This is a genomic window from Virgibacillus sp. CM-4 (genome assembly GCF_000445495.1).
Classification (GTDB): domain Bacteria; phylum Bacillota; class Bacilli; order Bacillales; family Amphibacillaceae; genus Virgibacillus; species Virgibacillus salexigens.
The window spans coordinates 30,005-52,910 of the sequence record NZ_AUQA01000008.1 but is presented as its reverse complement, the minus strand read 5'-3'; the positions used below and the strand labels follow the sequence as shown (position 1 = coordinate 52,910).

At 36.7% G+C, this 22,906-nt stretch carries 17 protein-coding genes and 2 pseudogenes; 13 read left to right on the top strand and 6 right to left on the bottom strand.

Annotation, left to right across the window (positions count from 1 at the left end; all coding sequences use genetic code 11):
• Window positions 1-116: 116 nt before the first annotated feature.
• Window positions 117-284, bottom strand: coding sequence for a hypothetical protein (locus M948_RS43520; RefSeq protein WP_021292482.1), 168 nt, complete (start codon window positions 282-284; stop codon window positions 117-119).
• A gap of 216 nt (window positions 285-500) precedes the next feature.
• Between M948_RS43520 and M948_RS41180 the strand changes: the two genes are divergently transcribed.
• From M948_RS41180 to M948_RS41150, 8 genes and pseudogenes are all read left to right on the top strand, one after another.
• Window positions 501-1,181: a YetF domain-containing protein gene (locus tag M948_RS41180; RefSeq protein WP_021292481.1), complete on the top strand. Its 681-nt coding sequence runs from the start codon at window positions 501-503 to the stop codon at window positions 1,179-1,181.
• 179 nt (window positions 1,182-1,360) lie between these two features.
• Window positions 1,361-2,167: a hypothetical protein gene (locus tag M948_RS41175; RefSeq protein WP_021292480.1), complete on the top strand. Its 807-nt coding sequence runs from the start codon at window positions 1,361-1,363 to the stop codon at window positions 2,165-2,167.
• Between the two features lie 165 nt (window positions 2,168-2,332).
• A pseudogene (locus M948_RS43775) lies at window positions 2,333-2,792 on the top strand (carboxymuconolactone decarboxylase family protein).
• A gap of 237 nt (window positions 2,793-3,029) precedes the next feature.
• Window positions 3,030-3,836 carry an SDR family NAD(P)-dependent oxidoreductase gene (locus tag M948_RS41170; protein ID WP_021292479.1) on the top strand — a complete coding sequence of 269 codons (807 nt, stop codon included), beginning with the start codon at window positions 3,030-3,032 and terminating at the stop codon, window positions 3,834-3,836.
• 79 nt (window positions 3,837-3,915) lie between these two features.
• Window positions 3,916-5,178: an MFS transporter gene (locus M948_RS41165; RefSeq protein WP_021292478.1), complete on the top strand. Its 1,263-nt coding sequence runs from the start codon at window positions 3,916-3,918 to the stop codon at window positions 5,176-5,178.
• A 47-nt stretch (window positions 5,179-5,225) separates the two neighbouring features.
• Complete coding sequence (locus tag M948_RS41160) at window positions 5,226-5,975, top strand: SDR family NAD(P)-dependent oxidoreductase (protein WP_021292477.1); 750 nt, start codon at window positions 5,226-5,228, stop codon at window positions 5,973-5,975.
• 15 nt (window positions 5,976-5,990) lie between these two features.
• A complete protein-coding gene (locus tag M948_RS41155) occupies window positions 5,991-6,725 on the top strand; it encodes an SDR family NAD(P)-dependent oxidoreductase (RefSeq protein WP_031335841.1) in 735 nt (244 codons plus the stop codon).
• Between the two features lie 68 nt (window positions 6,726-6,793).
• Entirely contained in the window at window positions 6,794-7,210 is a 417-nt protein-coding gene (locus M948_RS41150; RefSeq protein WP_021292475.1) for a MarR family winged helix-turn-helix transcriptional regulator, read from the top strand.
• Window positions 7,211-7,721: 511 nt separating this feature from the next.
• Here the strand turns inward: M948_RS41150 and M948_RS41145 are convergent.
• Window positions 7,722-8,570 (bottom strand): AraC family transcriptional regulator, encoded by an 849-nt coding sequence (locus M948_RS41145; protein ID WP_021292474.1) that lies wholly within the window; start codon window positions 8,568-8,570, stop codon window positions 7,722-7,724.
• 173 nt (window positions 8,571-8,743) lie between these two features.
• On the opposite strand from M948_RS41145, the gene M948_RS41140 reads away from it, so the two are divergent.
• The 3 genes from M948_RS41140 (at window position 8,744) to ygjK (ending at window position 15,910) form a co-directional block, all read left to right on the top strand.
• The gene (locus tag M948_RS41140; protein ID WP_021292473.1) at window positions 8,744-10,201 is read left to right on the top strand and encodes an amino acid permease; all 1,458 of its coding nucleotides are present in this window, start codon (window positions 8,744-8,746) and stop codon (window positions 10,199-10,201) included.
• A gap of 12 nt (window positions 10,202-10,213) precedes the next feature.
• Entirely contained in the window at window positions 10,214-13,222 is a 3,009-nt protein-coding gene (gene ebgA, locus M948_RS41135; protein WP_021292472.1) for a beta-galactosidase subunit alpha, read from the top strand.
• A 300-nt stretch (window positions 13,223-13,522) separates the two neighbouring features.
• Complete coding sequence (gene ygjK, locus M948_RS41130; protein WP_021292471.1) at window positions 13,523-15,910, top strand: alpha-glucosidase; 2,388 nt, start codon at window positions 13,523-13,525, stop codon at window positions 15,908-15,910.
• Window positions 15,911-16,939: 1,029 nt separating this feature from the next.
• Here ygjK and M948_RS41125 read toward each other — a convergent pair.
• Both M948_RS41125 and nhaC read right to left on the bottom strand, forming a co-directional pair.
• Window positions 16,940-17,164 (bottom strand): hypothetical protein, encoded by a 225-nt coding sequence (locus M948_RS41125; RefSeq protein WP_021292470.1) that lies wholly within the window; start codon window positions 17,162-17,164, stop codon window positions 16,940-16,942.
• A 63-nt stretch (window positions 17,165-17,227) separates the two neighbouring features.
• Window positions 17,228-18,685: a Na+/H+ antiporter NhaC gene (gene nhaC, locus M948_RS41120; RefSeq protein WP_021292469.1), complete on the bottom strand. Its 1,458-nt coding sequence runs from the start codon at window positions 18,683-18,685 to the stop codon at window positions 17,228-17,230.
• Window positions 18,686-19,083: 398 nt separating this feature from the next.
• Here nhaC and M948_RS41115 point away from each other — a divergent pair, with 398 nt between their 5' ends.
• Window positions 19,084-19,773, top strand: a complete 690-nt coding sequence (locus tag M948_RS41115; RefSeq protein WP_021292468.1) for a FadR/GntR family transcriptional regulator — start codon at window positions 19,084-19,086, stop codon at window positions 19,771-19,773.
• A gap of 101 nt (window positions 19,774-19,874) precedes the next feature.
• Here the strand turns inward: M948_RS41115 and M948_RS41110 are convergent.
• Window positions 19,875-21,078 (bottom strand): annotated as a pseudogene (locus tag M948_RS41110) (chromate transporter).
• Window positions 21,079-21,092: 14 nt separating this feature from the next.
• Window positions 21,093-21,401, bottom strand: a complete 309-nt coding sequence (locus M948_RS41105; RefSeq protein WP_021292467.1) for a PadR family transcriptional regulator — start codon at window positions 21,399-21,401, stop codon at window positions 21,093-21,095.
• 338 nt (window positions 21,402-21,739) lie between these two features.
• On the opposite strand from M948_RS41105, the gene M948_RS41100 reads away from it, so the two are divergent.
• Window positions 21,740-22,900, top strand: a complete 1,161-nt coding sequence (locus M948_RS41100; protein WP_021292466.1) for a betaine/proline/choline family ABC transporter ATP-binding protein — start codon at window positions 21,740-21,742, stop codon at window positions 22,898-22,900.
• Window positions 22,901-22,906 lie beyond the last annotated feature (6 nt).

The following is a 22,906-nucleotide window of genomic DNA, read 5'->3' as shown; positions in this document are numbered from 1 at the left end:
ATAAAGCCTAATTTCTCCATGCGAGAAATTAGGCTTAATTTGTAATAGCTTTTTCATAAAGATGTATCCATGTTTTGATATTATTTAGAAACATGGAGAGGTAATCATCCTGGTTCTTATTGGTTTTGTTCCTCTTCTAATTCGTTTCCTTGATCCTGCTGTTGTTCCGTAGGCTCTTCGCTCGGATCTGGTTCCTGCTCATCATTTGTTGTCCCACATCCAAACAACAAACCAGTAGAAAGAAGTGCTGTGAAAATGGCAACTGGTAATTTCTTTTCCTTCATACTAATCACCTCATTTAGAATTTTTAATTGCTCCCTTATTTTTACCCAGATTAATTGTACCTATTCTTGTTAGATAAAAAGAAGATCAATTGATGAAGGGTTTTTTTGCAAAAGCTATTTAGCTGCTCTCTTGTAAATACTTCTTAGATAAGTTGGGATACTATTTCATGAATACAGTTATAAAAGACTTTTAAAGATATCGGAGTTTACTAAAAAATGACATTATTGCACTTAACTATCGAACTTATCGTCGGTTTTTTTGTTTTATTTATCATCGTTAAATTTGTAGGGAAAAAGATCATTGATCAAATATCTCCTTTTACTTTTATCGCGGCTATTGTATTAGGAGAATTACTTGGAAATGCATTATACGATAATAAAATAGGTGTTTTTTATATCGTGTATTCTTTGATCATCTGGGGAGGTTTACTTTTCTTGGTGGAGTATCTAAGCCAAAAACTCCTATCCTTCAGGGGTATGGTAGAAGGGAAACCCTCTGCACTAATTAAAAATGGCGTTGTAGATCGAGAAGCATTAAGGAAAAACAGGATAAACTTAAATCAGCTGCAAAGTCTTCTCCGACAAAGCGAAACCTTTTCAATACGTGAGGTTGCTTATTGCTATTTAGAAGCAAACGGATCAATTAGTATTTTAAAAAAATCAAAGTATCAAAAAACGGCTCAGGAAGATTTCAATATGCCTTCAAAAGTAGTCTCCGTCCCTGTCACCATAATAAGGGACGGTAATGTTTTATGGGATGAAATAAATGATCTGGGCTATGATGAATCGTGGTTAATATCACAGTTGAATTCCCAGAATATTACTGACTATAAAGATGTTTTTATTGCCGAATGGCTCCATAAAGACGGTCTTTTTGTACAGCCATTCAAGAATTAAACGTTAGTTACATTCATTGCAGAGAGAGTGAATGATAATCACAACTCCGTAATATAGTATGTTATATTCATATTGATAAAGTCATGGAAGGAGCATAATACATGTGTTGCTCATGCTGTCCAGTAACTGATAAACCCCTTATCTAAAAATGAAATTTAATTAGATAAGGAGATGAAAACATGTTAATTCAAAATAAAATGATTCAACGTGTGAGAGAGAAATGTATTCAAGATGATTCCGTTTCAGCTGGTATGATGTATGGATCTTTTACAAAAGGTGAAGGAGACCAGTATTCTGATGTTGAGTTTTATATATTCATTGAAAATGATAAGATGGACGATTTCAGCCCAAGACAATGGATTTCTGAAGTCTATCCATTTAACTTGATCTTCTATAATGAGTATGGAACGGAGGTAGTGATTTTTACAAATATGATTCGTGGAGAATTTCACTTTCTACCTGAATCAGAAATAGGAATCATAAAAAGTTTTAAACCGACGGGTGTTTTTCCAAATACGGATGCTATGTATATTTACGATTCGACAAAAAAATTAAAGGTTTTACTCGACGCTTTAGGTGGGGATGGCCCAAAGCGAATGACAGATGAGAATGTAAACTTCGCCTATAATAATTTTGTGAATGCTTGGTTGATGGGGGTAAACATTATGAAACGGGGGGAGCTAGCACGCTCTCTAGAGGTTCTCACCCATGTACAAAAATTTATCTTACGGCTAATAAGGGTCAAAGAACAAACGGTGGAGCGTTGGTTCAATAGTACGAAAAATTTAGAAGAAGATATAAGCATTGAATCGTACAATGACTATGTTTCGATTACGTCAGCATTAAAAGAAAATGAGTTAACAGATGCGTATAAAAATGCCTTAAAGTTAGCCGAAAAATTATATGATGTATTGGCTGTTCACTATAAGCTAGAAGTAAATAAAGATGTGATTGGTAACCTATATAGTTATTATCTCGAGAAATAAAATCAATTACGTTAGCAAAGTTACAGGGCGCTATCCGGAGTATGGATATGCGCTCTATATTATTTCATGAAGATTTTGGTTTAAGAACTTAGATTATCTTGCCTTTTTACCATGCATGATTATACTTAGATCCATACAAAGTGCAATAAAAGGAGGAGTTGAACCATGAAGCAGCGTTTTAACTACATGAAAACGATTCAGAGGTTCTCAGATTAATGATTCAATTGGAGAAGTACAGGAATACAACGGGTTTGAGAATGAATTAATCGAATTAATAAAAATTCGGGCATCTCAAATAAATGGTACTGCGTTGACTTGGATATACACACAAAGGATGCCCGAGTACATGGGGAAACGGAACAAAGAATTTACTGTTTACCTGGTTGACGTGAATCTCATTTCTATTCCGAGTCTGAAAAGGCAGCGCTTGAATTAACAGAAGCTGTTACAACGATATCAGTAAATGGTATACCAGACGATCTTTATGAAAAGAGGGAGCCTTCATTTTAATGAAAAGCAATATATTAATCTTGTTACTATTATCGTAACAATTAATGGTTGGAACCGGTCGGCTATTTCATCCCAACGCTTACCAGGAAATTACAAACCTTTAACGGTAAAGTAAATTTGGCAATATAAAATCCTTTATATTCAGAATTGATACGAGGAGGTTGTTCTTGCCGTTATATAGCTTGTTATGCGACGTTTACACAATAATTAACGACTTTGTAGATTTTTTGATTGAATCATAAAGTATCTTATGCTAATATTTAGACGCTGAATATTTAGACGTCTAAATATAGATGTGAGTAGTTCATTAATATTTTCCGCTTACTAAATGACTAAGAAAGGAGAATAATTTATGGGAAGAGTACAAAATAAAGTTGCATTAGTAACAGGTGGAGCATCTGGAATTGCTTTATCAACAGCTCATCTTCTGGCAAATGAAGGGGCAAAAGTTGTCATAGGTGATTTTAATATCGAGGGAGCAGAGAAAGTAGCAAAGTCCATCGTAAGTCGAGGTGGGGTAGCTACAGCAAAATTCCTCGACGCTTCAAATGCTGAGTCCATTAAAGAAGCGGTTGATTATACAGTAGAGACGTTTGGAAAACTTAATGTACTATTCAATAATGTTGGAGTAACGAATATTAACAAAGATTTAGACGTAGTAAACATCGATCTAGGTGAATGGGATCGGATTATGAATGTTAATGCGAAGAGTGTTCTTCTTGGCAGCAGATATGCAATCCCGCACATGGTTGAAGCTGGTGGTGGTTCAATCATCAATACGGCATCTATGGGGGGAGTTGCATCCGATGCTATTCGTACAGCTTATGGAGCTTCCAAGGCTGCTGTTGTAAATTTAACAAAGTATATTGCTACTCAATATGGAAAAGACTATATTCGCTGCAATGCAGTTGCACCAGGATTAATTTTAACGCCTGCAGCTGAAAGTAATATGTCGGAAGCTGTATTGGATATCTTTAAAAAGTATAATGCACTCCCATACAATGGGGAACCAGATGATATTGGATATACCGTATTATTCCTTGCTTCAGATGAGTCAAAATATATTACAGGTCAAACCATCGAAGTGGAAGGTGGTCACTATATCGCTAATCCAACTATTGCGGACTCCAATGCCTTTATAAATAGCCAAGATAAATAATGTTTAACGGTAGCAATATAAAGCATACCCCCATACATGAATGGCGTAATTTAAAAATATATAAGGGGAATATTAACAAATGAGTCAAATTAAAAGCAAAATTCATTTTGCATGGTTCGTATTAGTGGGACTATGTATTATCGTTGGTTTGGGGAAGGCAGGTTTAAATAATACTGCTGGACTATTCATCACACCAGTATCTAAAGACCTAGACATAGGTGTAGGGAATTTAACATTATATTTAAGTATCTCATCAATTGTAACGATGGTATTTTTGCCAATTGGTGGAAGGATTCTGGCAAAGTATGATGTACGAACGGTATTAATCGTTGCGATTCTTTTACAAGCAGGGGCTTTCTCCATGTTTGGATTAATGAACTCTGTTTGGGGATGGTATATCTTCTCAATCCCACTAGCGATCGGAGGAGTATTCATTACAGTTATTGCAGGACCAGTTGTAATCAATACTTGGTTCAAAAAGCGTAATGGGATTGCGCTTGGTATCTTGTCAGCATTTGGTGGAGTACTAGGGGTATTCACACAACCGATAGTTGGAAATTTAATTACTAATCTGGGTTGGAGAACATCTTATTATGCAATAGGTATTGCTGTTATTATTATTGTTATACCAACCGTTTTATTTCTTATTAGAAATAGCCCTAAGGATAAAGGATTAGTTCAATACGGGGCTGAAAGTGTAGCCGAGGGAGAAGAATCAAATGGGGCATCTACTAATTCGGGTATCACATTCAAAGATGCCAAAAAGTCATTAGCATTTTTGCTTTTGGCACTATTTTTCTTTATCATTACTGCGGTTTCAAGTTTTACTATCCATATACCAACTTATTTAGCAAATCAAGGATATGATGTGAAATTTACTGGGAATGCAATGGCAGCAACAGCACTAGGGGTTTTTATTGGTTCATTACTCTTTGGGTACTTAACGGATCGTATTGGAGTTAAAATCACTTCTTTATTGGCAATGTTGATTGGTTTATTATCAATAACCATGTTACTTTTGTTTGTAGATGTAGTTACATTGATTATTGTTGCACTAGTGTTATTTGGGTGTATGACATCTTCCATTGGGACGATAGCACCTGCTTTGACGACAGCAATGTTTGGAAGTCGTGATTATAGTCAAATTTACTCTACGGTTTCTTTAGGATTAGCAGTCGCTTCAGTTATTGCCCTCCCTGCATATGGATATATATTTGATTTTTCAGGAAGCTATGTACCAGCCTTTTATATAATTATTGGGATGTTTGTACTCAATATTCTATTTGTTATTTTAGCATTTCATAATAAAGAGAAAATGGTCCAAGAGGGATTATGGAGGTAATCTCCAATATAACCCTTTCTATTCCAAATAAGTGAAGGATGATTTTAATGAGATTAAAAGGAAAAGTAGGAATTGTAACAGGAAGTGGTTCTGGTATTGGTCGTGGGATTGCACTTGCGATGGCGAAAGAAGGCGCCAATATTGCAATTGTTGATATAAATGAAGAAAAAGCTAAATCTACTTTACAAGAGATTAACCAATACACAGAGGGCATGCTATTTATTAAGGATATTTCCAAAAAGGAATATATTGAGGAAATTATTTCTGAAGTGGTAGGTAAGTTTGGTAAGCTTGATATTCTTGTGAATAATGCCCATGCTTCCAAACAAGCACTTTTTAAGGAAACAACGATGGAATTGTTTGATTTGTCCTTTAACACAGGGTTTTATCCAACATTCTATTTCATGAAAGCTGCTTATCCAGAACTCAAGAAGTCTAAAGGGAAGGTTATTAACTTTGCTTCAGGAGCTGGTATTTCAGGTCAGCCTACACAAGCGTCATATGCTGCAGCAAAAGAAGCGATTCGTGGAATTACACGTGTTGCAGCTAATGAGTGGGGGCCAGAAGGTATTAACGTCAATATTATCGCACCTATTGCACTTACAGAGGGAGTAAAACAATGGAGGCAAAGCGCATCAGAATTATATGAGCAAATGATTAACAATATTCCATTGAGACGCTTGGGTGATCCTGAACAGGATATTGGCAGAACTGCTGTATTTTTAGCAAGCGACGATTCCGATTATATTACTGGACAAACCATCATGGTTGATGGTGGATCAATTAAAATATATTAAGGTGGTAGAGTGAAAATAGGAAGGTTAGATAAAAAGATAGCAATTGTAACTGGTGGAGCATCCGGGATTGGAGAGCAAATGGTTGACCTTTTCAGTAAGGAAGGGGCCACTGTAATTGCCGCTGATATAAATAAAGAAGCTTTAGAAAAAGTAAACCAAAAGGAAAATGTAATTGGAATGAAATTAAACGTCGCTTCGGATGAAGATTGGGCTGCCTTGGCCAAAGAGGTTTATCAATGTTTTGGAAAGATTGATGTACTAGTTAATAATGCCGGTATTTCTTCTGAAAAACCATATGCTGACATTAATCTAGACGATTGGCAAAAAATGCTTTCTATTAATGGTTTTGGTTCTTTTGCAGGTATTAAGCACGTTGCATCTTATATGGCAAAGGAGAAGAAAGGTTCCATCGTAAATATTTCTTCTTATACAGCTCAGATTGGACAAGGGTTTAATCATTACTCTGCATCTAAAGGTGCTGTTCGTGCACTTTCAAAAGCTGCTGCTACGACATTTGGTAAAAGTGGCGTCCGTGTTAACGCTCTCTTCCCCGGTATTATTGAAACACCAATGACAAAAGGATTAAGCACATCAAAAGAGTTAGTCGGACAATTAATCCAAGCAACGCCTTTACAACGTTTAGGACAGCCAGAGGATATAGCAAATGCGGCATTGTTCTTAGCATCAGATGATTCCTCATATATTACAGGTGCAGAATTAGTTATTGATGGTGGGTTTTCTGCCCAATAATATGCTAAACTAAAAGTGTCATTTTTAATAAAGGGGACTCTACTTCTTAGAAAGAAGGATTTAATTACATGGAAGAACAAACAATTTTTGACATTATTCATTCGATGGATAAGGTAACAAATAAGTTAATTATTCAATGGAATAAACTATTTGAAGAAGATCTGGGTGTTTCACATATCCTCATACTTGGCCATTTGAAGGCAAAGGGGAGAAGCCGTCCATCGGATATTGCAAAAGCTTTAGGATTGACTCCACCCTCTTTAACGCATTTATCAGAAAAACTAGTACAAAGGGAATTAATTATTCGAATTATTGATGAATCTGATCGGCGCATTATCTACTTAGACATTACGGACAAAGGTACTGAGATACTTAAAAGAGCCGATCAAGAAGGACAAATACTCCGTAAAAATTTGTTTGAAAAGTTAACAGACGAAGAGAGGCTTAGGTTGTTAGAAATTTATAAAAAGTTGAGCGATCTTTAATTCATGTTTTTGTATAATTAGGAGTGTGCTATTAACTATGTAAGTAAGAATGTGTACGGTTCTACTCACTTGATAGAATACAAAACTAAAAAGTACTGCGATTTATGGAAAAATGATATGCCCCCCATAAGGTAGACAGGCTAGAAATTAAAAAACTGTTTTGCCTTATGGGGGGATTTTTTGTCAAATTGCTTACAACAATGAAGATATACAAAGAGGGAATTTTGTTCAAACTATCAACTTATAATACAACTATTCGTAGATGAATTGAAACATTAAAAAAAGCTTGGTCTAGCTCCTCTTCATTTTTAATAGTTACAATTTCAACTCCCTATTAGAATTTCAATACAGAATTCTTCTAGTTTTTAATCATTGCAATTATGGTTGACATGTAGCCTCTTTGAAATGGATTATCGTGATAGCGAAACGGTAAGCATTTATTTCCCAAGCCATAAGTCTATCCATGACGCTCCTTTATCCTTATAATAGGAACCTAACAATCAAAGTGATTCTAACGAGAAATAAATTGTGAACGATATTTTGCAGGGGACATTCCCTTATATTTCGAAAATTGTCTTGAAAAGTGGTGTGGATTGGTAAAACCAACAAGATAGGCAATTTCTTCAATCGTATTGCTTCCTTTTCGTAATAACTCTGTTGATTTATTCAGTCGTGTCTGTATGATATACGTTTTTGGACTTAAATTCAGGTGCCTTTTAAATAACCTGAATAAGTATGATCGTTGCAATTGAACAACTTTCGCAACTCTTTCCACTGTTAGATCTGAACTGGAATAATTTTTTTCAATATATTTTAATGCACACTGTACATATCTTTCTGAATTTGACATACCTTGACGTAAATCTTCTTGATGCTTGTCAATTAATAATTCTAATATGTGATACGACTCACCAAGTGCAGCTAAGTGTTTATTATTAATAGAATAATAATAAACATTAGCAAAAAGGCTATCCATCTTATCTTTATCATCGTATCTGTATGTGAAGTTTTCCGTCCCTGCTTTTGTAGATGTCAAAAGCCCGCACTTTTGAAAAAACTCCTTACATAACCCCCCTTTAAATCCTATCCATCTGTAGCTCCATGGGTTACCCACTAAAGGATAGTAATTATTCTTTGTATTTGGGGGGATTAAAAAACCTTCTCCGTTTTTAAGGTGATGTATCTCATCATTGATAAAAAAAAGACCTTCACCTTTTAATATATAGTGAATCAAGTAGTAATCGATAGGCTCATATTGGTAAGGATCTCTAGGTTGTACATCCTCATATCCACATTCGAAAATATCGAATTCATCGCTCAGTTTGGTATCTTTTAAATATGTACCTATTGAATCAAACATATAAAAACCCCCATTTGCAACATAATGCTAATCATTAGCAACTTTTAGCTATTTCTGAAATTAATTTATATATATATACTGAAAGCGTAACCACTGATGGTTACGTTTTCTAATGGTATCAGTAAACGGTTGGCAGCGCAACAACAACCTTTATTTTTAAGGAGGGAATAAACATGAAACAAGACCGAAGAAGAATTACTTCCATTTCATTTTTGTTGATGACTTTTACAGCTGTGTTTGCATTTAATAACATCATAAATGCAACCGCTAGTATAGGAATGGCTGCTGTACCTACCTTTCTTTTCGCAACAATATTCTACTTTCTACCTTTTGCTTTAATGATTGGAGAATTTTCCTCTGCAAATGAAGATTCAGAATCAGGTGTATATAGCTGGATAAGAACAGCACTTGGAGAGAAATGGGCGTTCTTGGGTTCTTGGTCATACTTTTTTGTAAACTTATTTTATTTTGTTGCACTATTACCTCAAACACTTATCTATGCTTCGTTTACATTCACGGGTCATAATGTCTTTGAAGGTATTCACGCAACACTTACCATTTCAATACTATCCATTTTGGTTTTTTGGCTGGCTACATTTGTTTCTATCAAAGGGATATCCTGGATCACTAAAATCACAGATGTATCCGGTTTCGCCAGAATATTAATGGGTATAGGCTTTATCGTTCTGACACTAGCAGTAATCTTTTGGATAGGTGTTCCTTCTGCACAGGAATTCAGTACTGAAACAGTAATGCCAACTACGAATTGGACCTATTTTATGACATTGGCCTGGATTCTACAAGCTGTTGGCGGCGCAGAGGCAGTTGGTGTCTATGTAAAAGATATTAAAGGAGGTAATAAATCCTTTGTAAAAACACTTGCCATTTCTGCCATATCCATCGGTGTGATATATGCACTGGGCGCAGTATCAGTTGGCTTAATTATGCCGGCTGGACAACTTCAGGACAATTATTCTACCGCATTATTTGACGCTTTTACTATATTGGGAAGTCACTTCGGCGTTGGAAATGGTATAACAACAAGATTTGTAGGGTTAATTATGCTGCTTAGTGCATTAGGTTCTCTTATTATCTGGATGGCTGCACCTGTTAAAATTTTATTCTCTGAAATTCCAAAGGGTATTTTTGGAAAATGGATTTCCAAAACGAACGAAGAAGGTAATCCGACAAATGCCTTAATAATCCAAGGAATCGTTGTAACCGGTTTAATGATTATACCTGCAATCGGAATTGGGGCAATTGATACATTATTAGCAACTTTAATTAATATGACAGCTGCAACTTCACTAATTCCTGTACTGTTTCTACTTATCTCGTATATCGTATTACGCGTTAAAAAGGATAATATATCACGCTCCTTTAGGATGGGGAGCAGAAACACAGGAATATTCATTGGAATACTATTATTGGCACTCTTTACATTTGCATTTCTAACGTCAACCTTCCCATCTCCGTGGGCTTTAATAGACTATTTCCAAACTGGAACATATGCTGAAGGATCAGTAAATCCCTTATTTAAGCTGCTTTATAACATACTTGGTATTATTGTTTTCATTGGAATTGCCCTTATTTTCTACAAAAAATATGAAACCAAGCAAAAAAATAATTAGGTGGTGTTTGAATTGGTTAATAAAAAACTATGGGAAGACAACCATACAGACAGTATTAACAGAATGGAGCCAAGGGCGCATTTTACCAGTTTCCCTTCAGAAATAGATGCGAAAACTGGTGAACTGGGACATACACATTTTTATCAAAAGTTGAATGGCAGGTGGTCGTTTTTATTTTTAGATGCACCGGAATACAGCCCGCAAGATTTTTATAAAACTAGTTATGATTATACTAGTTGGGATACGATTGAAGTTCCTGGGAATTGGCAAAGACAGGGATATGGAAACATGCATTACTCTGATCTATGGTATAATTTCCCGATCATACCACCGTATGTGCCTGTTGAAAACCCCACAGGTATTTATCGGACAACTTTTGATATAGATGAAATACAGACCGATTATCAATATATTTTAAGGTTCCAGGGTGTTGATTCTGCGTTTGAAGTCTATTTGAATGATACTTTTATAGGTTACAGCAAAGGTGCCAGAATACAGAGTGAATTTGATCTATCTGATCAATTGATTACTGGCAAAAACATGTTAACAGTAAGGGTTTTTCAATGGTCTGATGGAACATATCTCGAAGATCAGGACATGTGGTGGTTAAGCGGCATCTTTCGGGATGTGGAGCTTTTTGCTAGACCCGTTGTCGGTTTATATGATTTTACGGTAAAAACAGTTTTTGACGATGACTATCATCATGCCACCTTAATTGTTCATCCAACAGTTGAATATAAAGGGCAGAACATTCATTATCAATTAGAGGATAACGACGGAAATACTATTTTTCAAGAAGAACAGGACAGCCGTGAAAGTCTTGTAAAAAAAGTAAATAATCCCATCAAGTGGTCATCAGAAGATCCTTATTTATATACACTCGCAATGACTGTTTATAGCGGCAAGGAAATGGTGGAAACAATCCATCAGCAAGTAGGATTCAGACAAGTGGAAGTGAAAGGAAATACTTTTCTGGTAAATGGTGTTGCGATCAATCTGAAAGGCGTCAACCGGCATGATTATCACCCGTTAAAAGGTCGTGTAACAACAAAAGAAGATGTAGAAGCAGATATTACCTTAATGAAGAAGCATAACATTAATGCAGTACGGACTGCACATTATCCAAATGCCCCATGTCTATATGAGTTGTGTGATCAATACGGTTTATATGTCATCGATGAAGCCGATCTAGAATGCCATGGCTTCGAATTAACAGAGGATTATAAATGGCTTGCCGATAACCTGGATTGGGAAGAGGCTTTTGTTAACCGTTTAAAACGAACGCTTATGAGGGATAAAAACCACCCATCCATCATTATGTGGTCACTAGGAAATGAATCTGCTTTTGGGCATAACTTCCGGAAAATGGCGGAATATGCAAAAGCAACAGACCCGACAAGGTTAGTACATTATGAAGGTGACTTTGAGGCCGAGGTAACGGATGTGTACTCTACCATGTACACCTGGCTTGAGCACGACAGCAAACAGACAATGGACCAGATTGCTAGTAGCACAACCAAACCACATATATTGTGCGAGTATGGACATGCCATGGGAAACGGACCAGGGAATTTAAAAGAATATCAGGATATTTTTTACAAATATGACCATATGCAGGGCGGCTTTATTTGGGAATGGTTTGACCATGGTATTGAGTCCTATAGTGACGATGGAAGAACGTATTATAAGTATGGCGGGGACTTTGGTGATGAACCAAACAACGGAAACTTTTGTATAGATGGCTTATTAATGCCAGACCGGACTCCTTCCACTAGCTTGAAGGAATACAAAAAGGTTATTGAACCGGTTGAAACGAGAGCCTTTGACATTCGTGCCGGCATCTATGAATTAGTAAACCGGTTGGATTTTAATTCACTGGACGACTATCAATTGACCTGTCAATTTTATGAAGATGATAAGCTAGTTGCGGAAAAAGAACAGGTCATTCCAGATATACAGCCTGGAAATGCTGCCAATATCGTTATTTCTTATCCTAATGCGAAACAAACCAAACCAGAAATACGATATACGGTGCATTTCACCTATACACTGAAGCGCGCAACAAACTGGGCAAAAGCAGGCTTTGAAGTTACAAGAAGTGTTTTTGTGTATGATGAAGCTATACCTACCATTAATTATAAGGGGGCTGATTCCGGTAATATAACGTACGTCGAAGAGAATGGGCTAGTTACGGTTTCAGGAGAAAAATTCAAGGTAACGTTTGATAAAGTGCTTGGGCAAATATTGGATTCAACATATAATGGTCATCGAATAATCGAACAAGGGCCTGCTTTCAATCTTTGGCGAGCACCTATTGATAATGATATGTATATTTTGGAAGATTATCGAAATGACTATTTCCTGCATCTTGGTCATGACATGGTACGCGATGTGCAATATGAGCTAAAAAAGGACCATTTTGAGTGGCGGATGCGTTCACTTTACGGAACCACGAACAATTCATGGTACTATGATTTAACATACACGTATAAGGTCTTTGCGGATGGCAAAATACAGGTTGCGCTAGAAGGCATTGCTTCCGGTCGTAAAGACAATGCACCGCCAATGTTGCCAAGGATTGGTGTGCAAATGAGAGTAAACAGATCATTAGATAAGGCCTCATGGCGGGGGCTTGGACCACACGAAAATTATACGGATTCCTGTCAGTCAGCCTATCCAGGAGTTTTTCATAAACATATAGATGATTTGTTTGTCAACTATGTGAAACCACAGGCCAATGGCAACCATATGGACTGTGACTGGGTCTGCTTAGGTAATGATAGTATATCACTTCATTGTAAGGCAGATAAAAGGATTAACTTCAGCGCCTTACGTTATGAAGATGCCGATTTAGAGAAAGCAAAGCACACGGTTGATCTGCAGGAACGGGACTATATTATACTTCACATCGATCAACAACAAAATGGCCTTGGCAGTAACTCATGTGGACAAGACCAATTAGATAAATACCGCTGTAAATTTCGAGATTTCACGTTGGAATTTGAACTGTCGCTGAAATAACTAAAGAAGAAAGGGGGGAATCTCCTTTCTTCTTAAATGTTAGTCCGCGTTTAACTTGCCCTTACGGCAATGGTTTTAACAATCTATCTTTTCAGGTGACGCTTGAGTATAACAGACGTTTTGACGAGCATGCAGACATAGGAATAATAACCTTCAGTGGTATTATCTTGGCAGAGTTCGGATAGTGATACTGTTGAGCAATAAATGCAATGGCTACTCCATTAGCCTGCTGTACAACCCGATATATCGCTACCATAGCTGAAATGAGGAACCTAAACATAATATAAAAGGAGGATTTTTATGAAAAAAAGGGGATGGAAAAGAAGCTTCGTTGTTAGCCTATGTATCTTGGTAATGCCTTTTATTGTTTTAGGTTGTGAAAACGAAAAGAACAGTACAAGTAACGAGGCAAACGTTAGTTCAGAGGGGGATACGGGAACTAACTCTGATATAGCCCGTATAAACGTTGATCGATTTGCAAACATATTGGATTTATCAGCGAATCCTACAGAAGAAGCTCATGGGGTATATGAAACAAATAAGTTTAATCATTTTTCTGATCTTGGTGCTTGGCATGGTTACTATCAGCCTGCTAAAGATAATAAAAAATTATTAGGTGGTTTTGCTGGACCATTAATTGTTAGTGAAGAATACCCAGTTAACCTCTCTGATTCCATTAATCGTATTCAAATTACAAATAAAGAAACAAATGAACAGTATGATTTAAGTAAAAGTAAGTATATCGATTTGTCTTCCTATCCAGGTAGATTAGAACAAAAATATGAGTTAGGTGATCTCACATTAGACATTACATTGATTTTTGTTAGTAATCGTACTGCATTAATACGTACAAATATGGTGAACACTGACGAAGAATCTTTGGAATTAGATATTTCTTGGAGAGGTTCAGTATTCAATAGCGTTATTGATGGGAATAATACACTTGATATCGGAACAAGTTTACAAAAAGATGGAAACGCAATACAAGTTAATTTTAGCAACGTTCGAGAACAGTGGAACTATTTCGCTACTGATGAAGTGAAGTATTATATTTCTCACGATAAAAAGATCAATACGGAAATAAACGGATTGGATTATATCTCTTCACTTGAGGATTCTGTAAGTTTAGATCCGGGTGAAACATTTGAAACCTATACAACGGAATCCTACACTTTTACAGAAGATGAGTTTTCTCAAGAGCAAGAAAAATCATCTGATTATATGGGTGAACCAGAGAGTCATTTTAAAGACAATAAGCAGAGATGGCAAGGATACCTAGATAAAACCTTTACTGGAGAAAAAGTAAGAGATTTTCCGCAATATCAGAATGCGGTAGTAAAATCAATTGAAACCTTAATGACTAACTGGCAAAGTCCTGCTGGAGCCATCAAGCATGATGGAATTGTTCCTTCGATGTCTTATAAATGGTTTATGGGTATGTGGAGTTGGGATTCTTGGAAAGCAGACGTTGCTTTAGCAGAATTTAATCCTGATTTAGCAAAGAACAATGTACGTGCTTTGTTCGATTACCAGATTAAGTCTGATGATAACGTTCGTCCACAAGATGAAGGCGCAATTATTGATGCTATATTCTATAACCAGAATAGTTCGCGTGGAGGAGAAGGTGGCAACTGGAATGAAAGAAATTCTAAACCACCATTGTCAGCTTGGGCGGTTTGGAATATTTATGAGGAAACGAATGATAAAGAATTTTTAGAAGAAATGTATCCTAAATTAATGGATTACCATAATTGGTGGTATACAAACCGTGATCACGACAATAATGGTGTTGCTGAATATGGAAGCATGGTAAGTGAGGCCAATTGGAAAACGGATGAAGACGGTAAAGTTATAAAGGATAAAAAAGGACAACCTGAACTTAATGATGAGGCCATAATTGAAGCTGCTGCTTGGGAAAGCGGCATGGACAATGCTACTCGTTTTGATAAAGAAGGTATCGGTGAAGATGATGTAGGTGTAAAAGTGTTTGAAAATAAAAGAGATGGAGAAGTAGTGGGTTATTCAATCAACCAAGAGTCTGTTGATTTGAACTCCTATCTGTATGCTGAAAAAGGCTTTTTGAAACTGATGGCAGCTGAACTTGATAGGAATGAAGACGAGAAAACATTAAGTAAAGATGCAAGCAAACTGAAGATGTATATACAGGAAAACATGTATGACAAAGAATCAGGATACTTTTACGATTTACAAATTAATGATGATGGGTCTGAAACAAAATTATTAGTTAACAGAGGTAAGGGAACTGAAGGATGGCTTCCACTTTGGGCAAACTTAGCTACAGACGAGCAAGCAGAAACTGTAAAAGACAATATAATGGATAAAGATAAATTTAATACGTATATGCCTTTTCCAACCGCATCAAAGGATAACGAAAAATTCAGTCCAAGTGACTATTGGCGTGGTCCAGTTTGGTTAGATCAAGCGTTGTTTGGAATAGAAGCATTACAAAATTACGGTTTTGATATAGAAGCAATTGAAGAAACTAAAAAACTTTTTTACCATGCAGAAGGTTTAATGGGTAATGCTCCAATTCATGAAAATTATAATCCTCTAAATGGGAAAGGTATTAGTACGAAAAACTTCAGTTGGTCTGCAGCAACGTATTATTTATTGTATAAGAATAATATCTTGAGTAATAATCCAACTACTCAAGATGCTTTTAAGTAAAATTAGTACTGGTTGTTAGTGTTGTTGTATAAGCAATAAGTAAAAACGCTTAGAGAAACTGATACAAAACCAAATAAAAACTTCTTTCAATGGGATTGAAAAAGTCTGTAAGAAACTAAGTAATTCACTTACAATGGAGAGGCAAAAAATAAAATAATATTTAGCATACCAAATCACATAAGTTTTGGTATGCTATTTTTTGTTCTGTGCATGTGTTATGTCTAGGGAGTGGAGGTCTCTTACGGGCTTGGTAGTAAGCCCCGTTAGACAGAGAGAAGGGTTCCACTGTGAGGTGAAATCTGAAGGGAGTATGTGGCAAAGTAACTCTGACCCTCACTGATATTGCCAAGGTAATACTATGAATTGTAAATCTTCTTTGAGCTAATACTTCTTTTATGTATTGGCTCCAGAAGTGTAATATTAGCTGATAAGAATACGTAGTGCTCTTGCTCACAGAGTTAATATTATACCCCAATTCAAATATGGTGATCACCATATTTGAAACTACTAAGGTTAACCATTATCATCTTTATTGTGGAGATGATCGTTAAGCTTTCTTAAATGAAGTTACGAATTGGCTAACTAATTATCAAATAGATATGAATGGTCATTACATCGTCCATGAAATGATAGAGATAAATATGACTGTCCAACGTGTGCGGAAGTAATAGGAAGAGAGTTAGCTAGTGCTTCTAGTTTAGGAGTTGCTGTTGATATTGTCATTGAAGGGTTAGGTTCAATTTCAGATAACCCATTATTTGTAGTAAACGTTAAAGATTGCCTCGTTTATTTAGCGGATAATCCAACTGACCCTTCTGAAATTTATGTTTTCTCGCTATGTTCTGTACTTGGATATACAGTACCGGGAACAGTAGGGTAAGTGGTATTACGATGTTTCTTTTATGATATGCAGTGGTGTTGCTACCCATTTAAGTTTGTATCATTGAAACGAACTTAAATGGGTAAGACATTAAAGGGCTACTTTGCAAGAACAGTTAGATTCTTTTTTCAGATGAGAATCAAATCTTATTAATAAAGTGGTTGTTGATTATGACAAGGTGGAAATCCATTTATATCCTGAATCATATAAAAATCGTATTGTTTCATAGCGAACTGATCTTGATACATGTACTCAATAACAAGGACCTTTCTGTCAGAAGTACCGCATAAAACTCCTGATGTGCCTTGCCCATTTGTTAAGGAAATTCCTACAGGTTGCCCTATTAAAAATCTGATTTTTTCTTGCCAAGGCATTGCCATCACTCCTTCTATATAAGTATATTACGTTAGAAATAATGGGTGCCTGTCTATCCCCTATTACATTACTTGTTGATTTTTTTCTTCTGTTACTTGTTGACTATTTAATTTTTTAATACCAAAACTATTTGTATAAGGAGCAAGAAAACCGTATAAAGCAGAGAAAACGATACCGCCCAAGTTAAAAACTGCCCATGGGAGGAACTCAAAGTTACCTACACCTAGTGTCGTTGCCATAAATACACCTGAAACGGTCCATGGCATAAGAACTTCTGTAATGGTGACTGAATCTTCCATGCTACGAGATAAATTTACTGGGTGCAGATTCCTCTTTTTGTACACATCACCATAAATATCTTTGATTAGGAAGTAGGTGACGAGGGCATTCGACGTACAATTGATCACAGCAAAACCTGTTACTAGAGAAGCGAAGATTACACTTCCAATGGATTTTAGGTAAGCTATAACTTTTTCAAGGATAACGTTAAGCGCTTGGGAAACCTCTAATGCAGAAGCGAAAAAGAATGCACAGAACACAAAGAACGTTGCATTGTACATCGAATAAAGTCCGCCGCGGTTAAGTAGTTCCTGAATATCTGCAGAAATAAGTTCTGGAGCGACACCTAGCATTTCTGTATTGAATCCTTCAACGGCCGCCGTAAATAAGTTAGCAACGGTGGCATGTTGAAATAGCAGGGCGATGATCATTGCCGTCACTGCTGAACAAAACAGTACGATTAATGGATTTTTCTTCATGAGAGAACCTGTAATAACGATCACTGCTGGAAGTAAAACCAAAGGGGTAAGACTGAACAACTCACTAATCCCAGTCAGCATCTCTTCAATACTCGTTAACTGCGTTGGTGATGAATCAATTTGTAGTCCAACAAAATAAAAAATGATGATAGCAATAATAGATGAGGGGACAGCGGTGTAGAGCATATGCTTAATGTGTTCATACAAATTCGAGCCTGCGGCAAGTGCACTCATATTGGTAGTATCAGATAATGGTGAGAGTTTATCTCCAAAATAAGCGCCTGACACGACTGCACCCGCGGTGATTGTCATGGATAAATCCATCGTTTGGGCAATACTCATGAGCGCGACACCGATCGTTCCAGCTGATCCCCATGAGGTACCAGTACATGTTGACACGATGGCTGTCGTTATAAATGCAAGTACATATAAGTAAGTAGGGTTGATGATTTCCAGCCCGTAATAAACGAAGAATGGGATTGTCCCTGAAATCATCCAGGTACCGATTAATAGTCCGATACTGAATAATATAAGAATAGCGGGCAAAGCGGTTTTGATTTTTTCTCCCATAACGGTAATAATCGTTTCCCAGTTATGGCCGTAAAACTTAGCGAATAGTGAAAACAGTACGCCTGCGAAGATGAGCATTAGTTCAGCTTGGTATTGAAGCACACCAATACCGACAATAAAAATGATAAGAGACAAGGCAATGGGAATTAATGCCATTCGTACAGTTGGGCGTTTCACTTCATTTTGACTCACTTGTATCTCTCCCTTTAGTAAAATTTTGCTTGTTTGCAGCACATGGAATCCATGTTCAAAAATCGTTGGTTAATAAATTTGAACTGCTTGTTAATAGACCGTTAAATACTATTTTTGTAAACGCTTTAAAAGTTCTGCGAAACAAACTAGTTTGTCTAATAGATTGGAGGAGAAAGGCTCTCTTCTTACTTTAAAGCGGTATCATTAAATGGAGTACAACGAAAGCCATTTGAAAAGTTTCTCGCGTTATGTCCACTTTTTTAATCGTTGCATTTATATTATCATACTATCAACCTGTATGAAAGGTTTGTTTTTTCTGAAAATAAATGCTGGGCCTTTGTTATTAATCAAACCCAATAGTATAATAGCTGTACATAGCTGATTCAGAGGTGAATGAAGTGAAAGCAATAAAAAAGAAGCGATTATCGGAAATCTGTGCAAAGGAAATCAAAGATTATATAAAAAGGGAAAATCTGAAGAGCGGTGATAAACTACCTTCTGTAGCTCAATTGGTAGATATATTGCAAATTGGAAGATCTTCATTAAGAGAAGCCCTTCAGCTCCTCGAAGCTCAAGGAGCCATTGAAGTATTAAATGGGAAAGGGACTTACATTAAAGATATGAATCCTTTTCAGGTTCAGCTTGCCTTTGAAGTGGAAGATAAAAAGAATTTCTTACTAGAGACGCTTGAGGTGAGGGAGGCACTGGAAGGAAAAGCTGTGCAATTAGCTGTACAAGTAGCTGATGAAGCGGATATTCAAGTGATGAAATTACATTTAAAACAATATGTTCGATTTTTGAGTGAAGGGAAAAGAGAGAAGGCAAATCTGGCAGATTCTAATTTTCATCAGGCTATTTACCGTGCATCAAATAATTCGATGCTTGAGAGCATGATCCATTCTTTCTGGGAAACCTTTCATGAATTTTGGAATGTGCCATTTGGAAAAGACGATATTTTTGACCAAAGCTATCCTTACCATGAAACATTGCTACAAGCGATTCAGGAGCGTGATTCGGTAAAAGCGCAGGAAGCATTTGAGAAAATCATGAAGTCAGTGCGGAACTCCATTACGGAAGTTCAAGTTTAGGAAGGAAGTGACTATATCTTAAATAGATAGATAAAAATTATCACCTCCCAGTATAAGGTTCCATAATGAACTATACCTAGGAGGAATGAAAAAATAAATCTTTAAATAAACGATAGTAAGGTGCCTCCGATTGCTCCTGTCAGTACAACTGTCCAAGGAGGCAATTTCCAGTAAACTAACATACTGAAAAGGATGGCAGCAAAAGCAAAATCAATCGGCTCTAAAATAGAGCTTGTCCAAATTGGTTGATAGAAGGCAGAAATAAGAATTCCAACTACTGCTGCGTTTACGCCCATTAATGCACCTTTGATTTTTCGATTACTGCGAAGACTATCCCAAAACTGGAGAGTTCCTAAGATTAGTAGAAAAGCAGGTAGAAAGATTGCAAAGGTTGCAAGGATCCCCCCTAACCAGCCATTCATTATAGCACCTAGATAGGCAGCAAAGGTAAATAATGGTCCCGGGACGGCTTGAGCTGCACCATAACCAGCAAGAAAGGCTTCTTCACTCAACCACCCTGTAGGTACAAATTCACGTTCAAGTAAAGGCAAGACGACGTGTCCGCCACCGAATACTAGCGATCCAGATCGATAAAAACTATCGAACATAGCGATCCAATGATTCGCACTGATTTCTCTTAAAATGGGAAGTAATAGTATTAGCCCGAAAAATAGCGATATACAAATGAACGAAAAACGCTTTGAAATTGGAAAATGAATATTTGCATCATCATTTGTATTGTTTTTTATAGATGAGAAACCCAATAAACCCAGATAATAGTATAATGCCTATTTGGGTATATGCTGTTTGCCATAGCAGGGTTACTACTAATGAAAGTAGTGCGATCGCTTTTCGCTTTAAATCAGGAGTTAGTTTTTGAGCCATTCCGATAATTGCATGAGCAACAACAGCAACCGCTACGATTTTTAAACCTTGAATCCAACCGGCACTACCAATGTCTAGGCCTTGCATGAGTAGAGCAAACACGATAAGAGCTAGTACAGAAGGAATAGTGAACCCTAAAAACGAAACAATACCGCCAAGTACTCCAGCACGCATTACGCCTATCCCAATACCAACCTGGCTACTCGCAGGTCCAGGTAGGAACTGGCATAATGCTACTAAATCAGCATAATGCTTCTCATCCATCCATTTCCGTCTACGAATGTATTCTTCATGAAAATAACCAAGATGCGCGATTGGCCCGCCGAATGAAGTTAAGCCTAATCTCGTTGAGACAAATAAGATTTCCAGTAACGATGGAATAGATACGTTTTTGTTTTGATTGTTCTTCTTCTTTTTCATTTCATCTCCTCCGGCTAATCTTTAATTTCTTTAAATAGTTCATACGCTTTCGCTCGCGCTTCTTTAAGAACAGTCAAGCCTTTATCCGTGGATGTGTAATACTTTCGGATTTTTCCTTCTACATTCTGTTCTTCTTTCGTTAACAAACCATCTGCTTCCATCGAATGAAGGATTGGATATAGGGTACCAGCGCTTATGCTATATCCGTGTTCTTTCAATTCCTCTAACATCCAGGAGCCAAAGATAGGATGCTCTGCAGCATGATGTAAGATATGAATCTGAATAAAACCTAAAACTAATTTTCTTAGTACTCTATCTTCCAATTCTACCCCTTCTTATCGAGTTATTTCGAAATACAATATCGATTTTCGATATCGATAATACCATAGGATTCATACTGCTTCAAGCTGATTGAAAAAATCAGATGTAAATTTTTGATAACATTCATACCTCCTATTTAGTTGTAAGTAAAAAACCAGATCACCATTAAATACGAAGAATTTTTAAGCAATTCTACGTTATACAGAATAAAAACTTTGTACAATAAATATTTTATAAAGTTTTCAAAGTGTATGGATTCAAATGCTTGTTTCGATTGTTGGATCTTTCTCCTATACTTGTATAGGCGACAAAGTTCGACAGTTTAATGGAGGTGCTAGTATTGTTAGAGTTTAAACACGTTTCCAAACAATTTGAAGACGGTACAATAGCCGTTAAGGATTTAAATTTACATATTAAAAAAGGAGAGTTTGTTTGTTTTATTGGGCCGAGTGGATGTGGTAAAACAACCACAATGAAGATGGTCAATGGCCTAATTGATAAAACGGAAGGGTCTATTCTTGTCGATGGAAAAGATGTGGTAGAACAAGATCCAGTTAAATTACGGCGATCTATCGGATATGTGATTCAGCAAATTGGCCTTATGCCGCATATGACGATTAAAGAAAATATTGTGCTTGTTGGGACGCTATTAAAATGGTCCAAAGAGCAGAAGGATAAACGTGCACGTGAGTTATTAAAACTAGTAGATATGCCGGAGGAATTTCTTGATCGATATCCGCACGAATTAAGTGGAGGTCAACAACAACGCATTGGGGTGCTTCGTGCTTTAGCAGCAAATCCACCACTAATTTTAATGGATGAACCATTTGGAGCACTTGATCCAATTACAAGGGATTCGTTACAAGAAGAATTTAAGAAGTTACAAAAAGAACTGGATAAGACCATTGTCTTTGTAACACATGACATGGATGAAGCGTTGAAGCTTGCCGACCGTATTGTCATTATGAAAGATGGACAAATTGTTCAAGCAGATACTCCAGATGAGATTCTGCGAAATCCAGCAAATGAATTTGTGGAAGAATTCCTAGGTAAGGATCGGTTAATTCAAGGCAGGCCTGATGTTACTACGGTCGAACAAATCATGGAGCATTCACCTGTAACCGTACAAATGGGAACGACTTTGAAATCTGCCATATCTACAATGAAAGATAGACATGTAGATTCATTGTTAGTGGTAGATAGTGAGAATAAGCTCCAAGGTTTTATTGACATAGAGGGGATTAATTTAAACTATAAGAAGATGCATCTTGTAGAAGAAATAATGGAGAAAGAGTTATTTTCTGTCTCTCGTTATAGTCTACTACGTGATACGGTTCACAAAATCCTTCGTCGAGGAGTAAAATATGTGCCTGTTGTTGATGATGAGAAAAAACTAGCAGGAATTGTGACTCGTGCGACATTAGCTAATCTTGTCTATGACACAATTTGGGGCGATGGTATGGAAACAAATGACATGGTAGCTGCAGCAGAAGCAGAATAGGAGGGA

Bases quoted from the DNA above. Each gene is read 5' to 3' on its own strand.
- M948_RS43520 (WP_021292482.1), bottom strand. From the start codon at position 284: ATGAAGGAAAAGAAATTACCAGTTGCCATTTTCACAGCACTTCTTTCT.
- M948_RS41180 (WP_021292481.1), top strand. From the start codon at position 501: ATGACATTATTGCACTTAACTATCGAACTTATCGTCGGTTTTTTTGTT.
- M948_RS41175 (WP_021292480.1), top strand. From the start codon at position 1,361: ATGTTAATTCAAAATAAAATGATTCAACGTGTGAGAGAGAAATGTATT.
- M948_RS41170 (WP_021292479.1), top strand. From the start codon at position 3,030: ATGGGAAGAGTACAAAATAAAGTTGCATTAGTAACAGGTGGAGCATCT.
- M948_RS41165 (WP_021292478.1), top strand. From the start codon at position 3,916: ATGAGTCAAATTAAAAGCAAAATTCATTTTGCATGGTTCGTATTAGTG.
- M948_RS41160 (WP_021292477.1), top strand. From the start codon at position 5,226: ATGAGATTAAAAGGAAAAGTAGGAATTGTAACAGGAAGTGGTTCTGGT.
- M948_RS41150 (WP_021292475.1), top strand. From the start codon at position 6,794: ATGGAAGAACAAACAATTTTTGACATTATTCATTCGATGGATAAGGTA.
- M948_RS41145 (WP_021292474.1), bottom strand. From the start codon at position 8,570: ATGTTTGATTCAATAGGTACATATTTAAAAGATACCAAACTGAGCGAT.
- M948_RS41140 (WP_021292473.1), top strand. From the start codon at position 8,744: ATGAAACAAGACCGAAGAAGAATTACTTCCATTTCATTTTTGTTGATG.
- ygjK (WP_021292471.1), top strand. From the start codon at position 13,523: ATGAAAAAAAGGGGATGGAAAAGAAGCTTCGTTGTTAGCCTATGTATC.
- M948_RS41125 (WP_021292470.1), bottom strand. From the start codon at position 17,164: ATGCCTTGGCAAGAAAAAATCAGATTTTTAATAGGGCAACCTGTAGGA.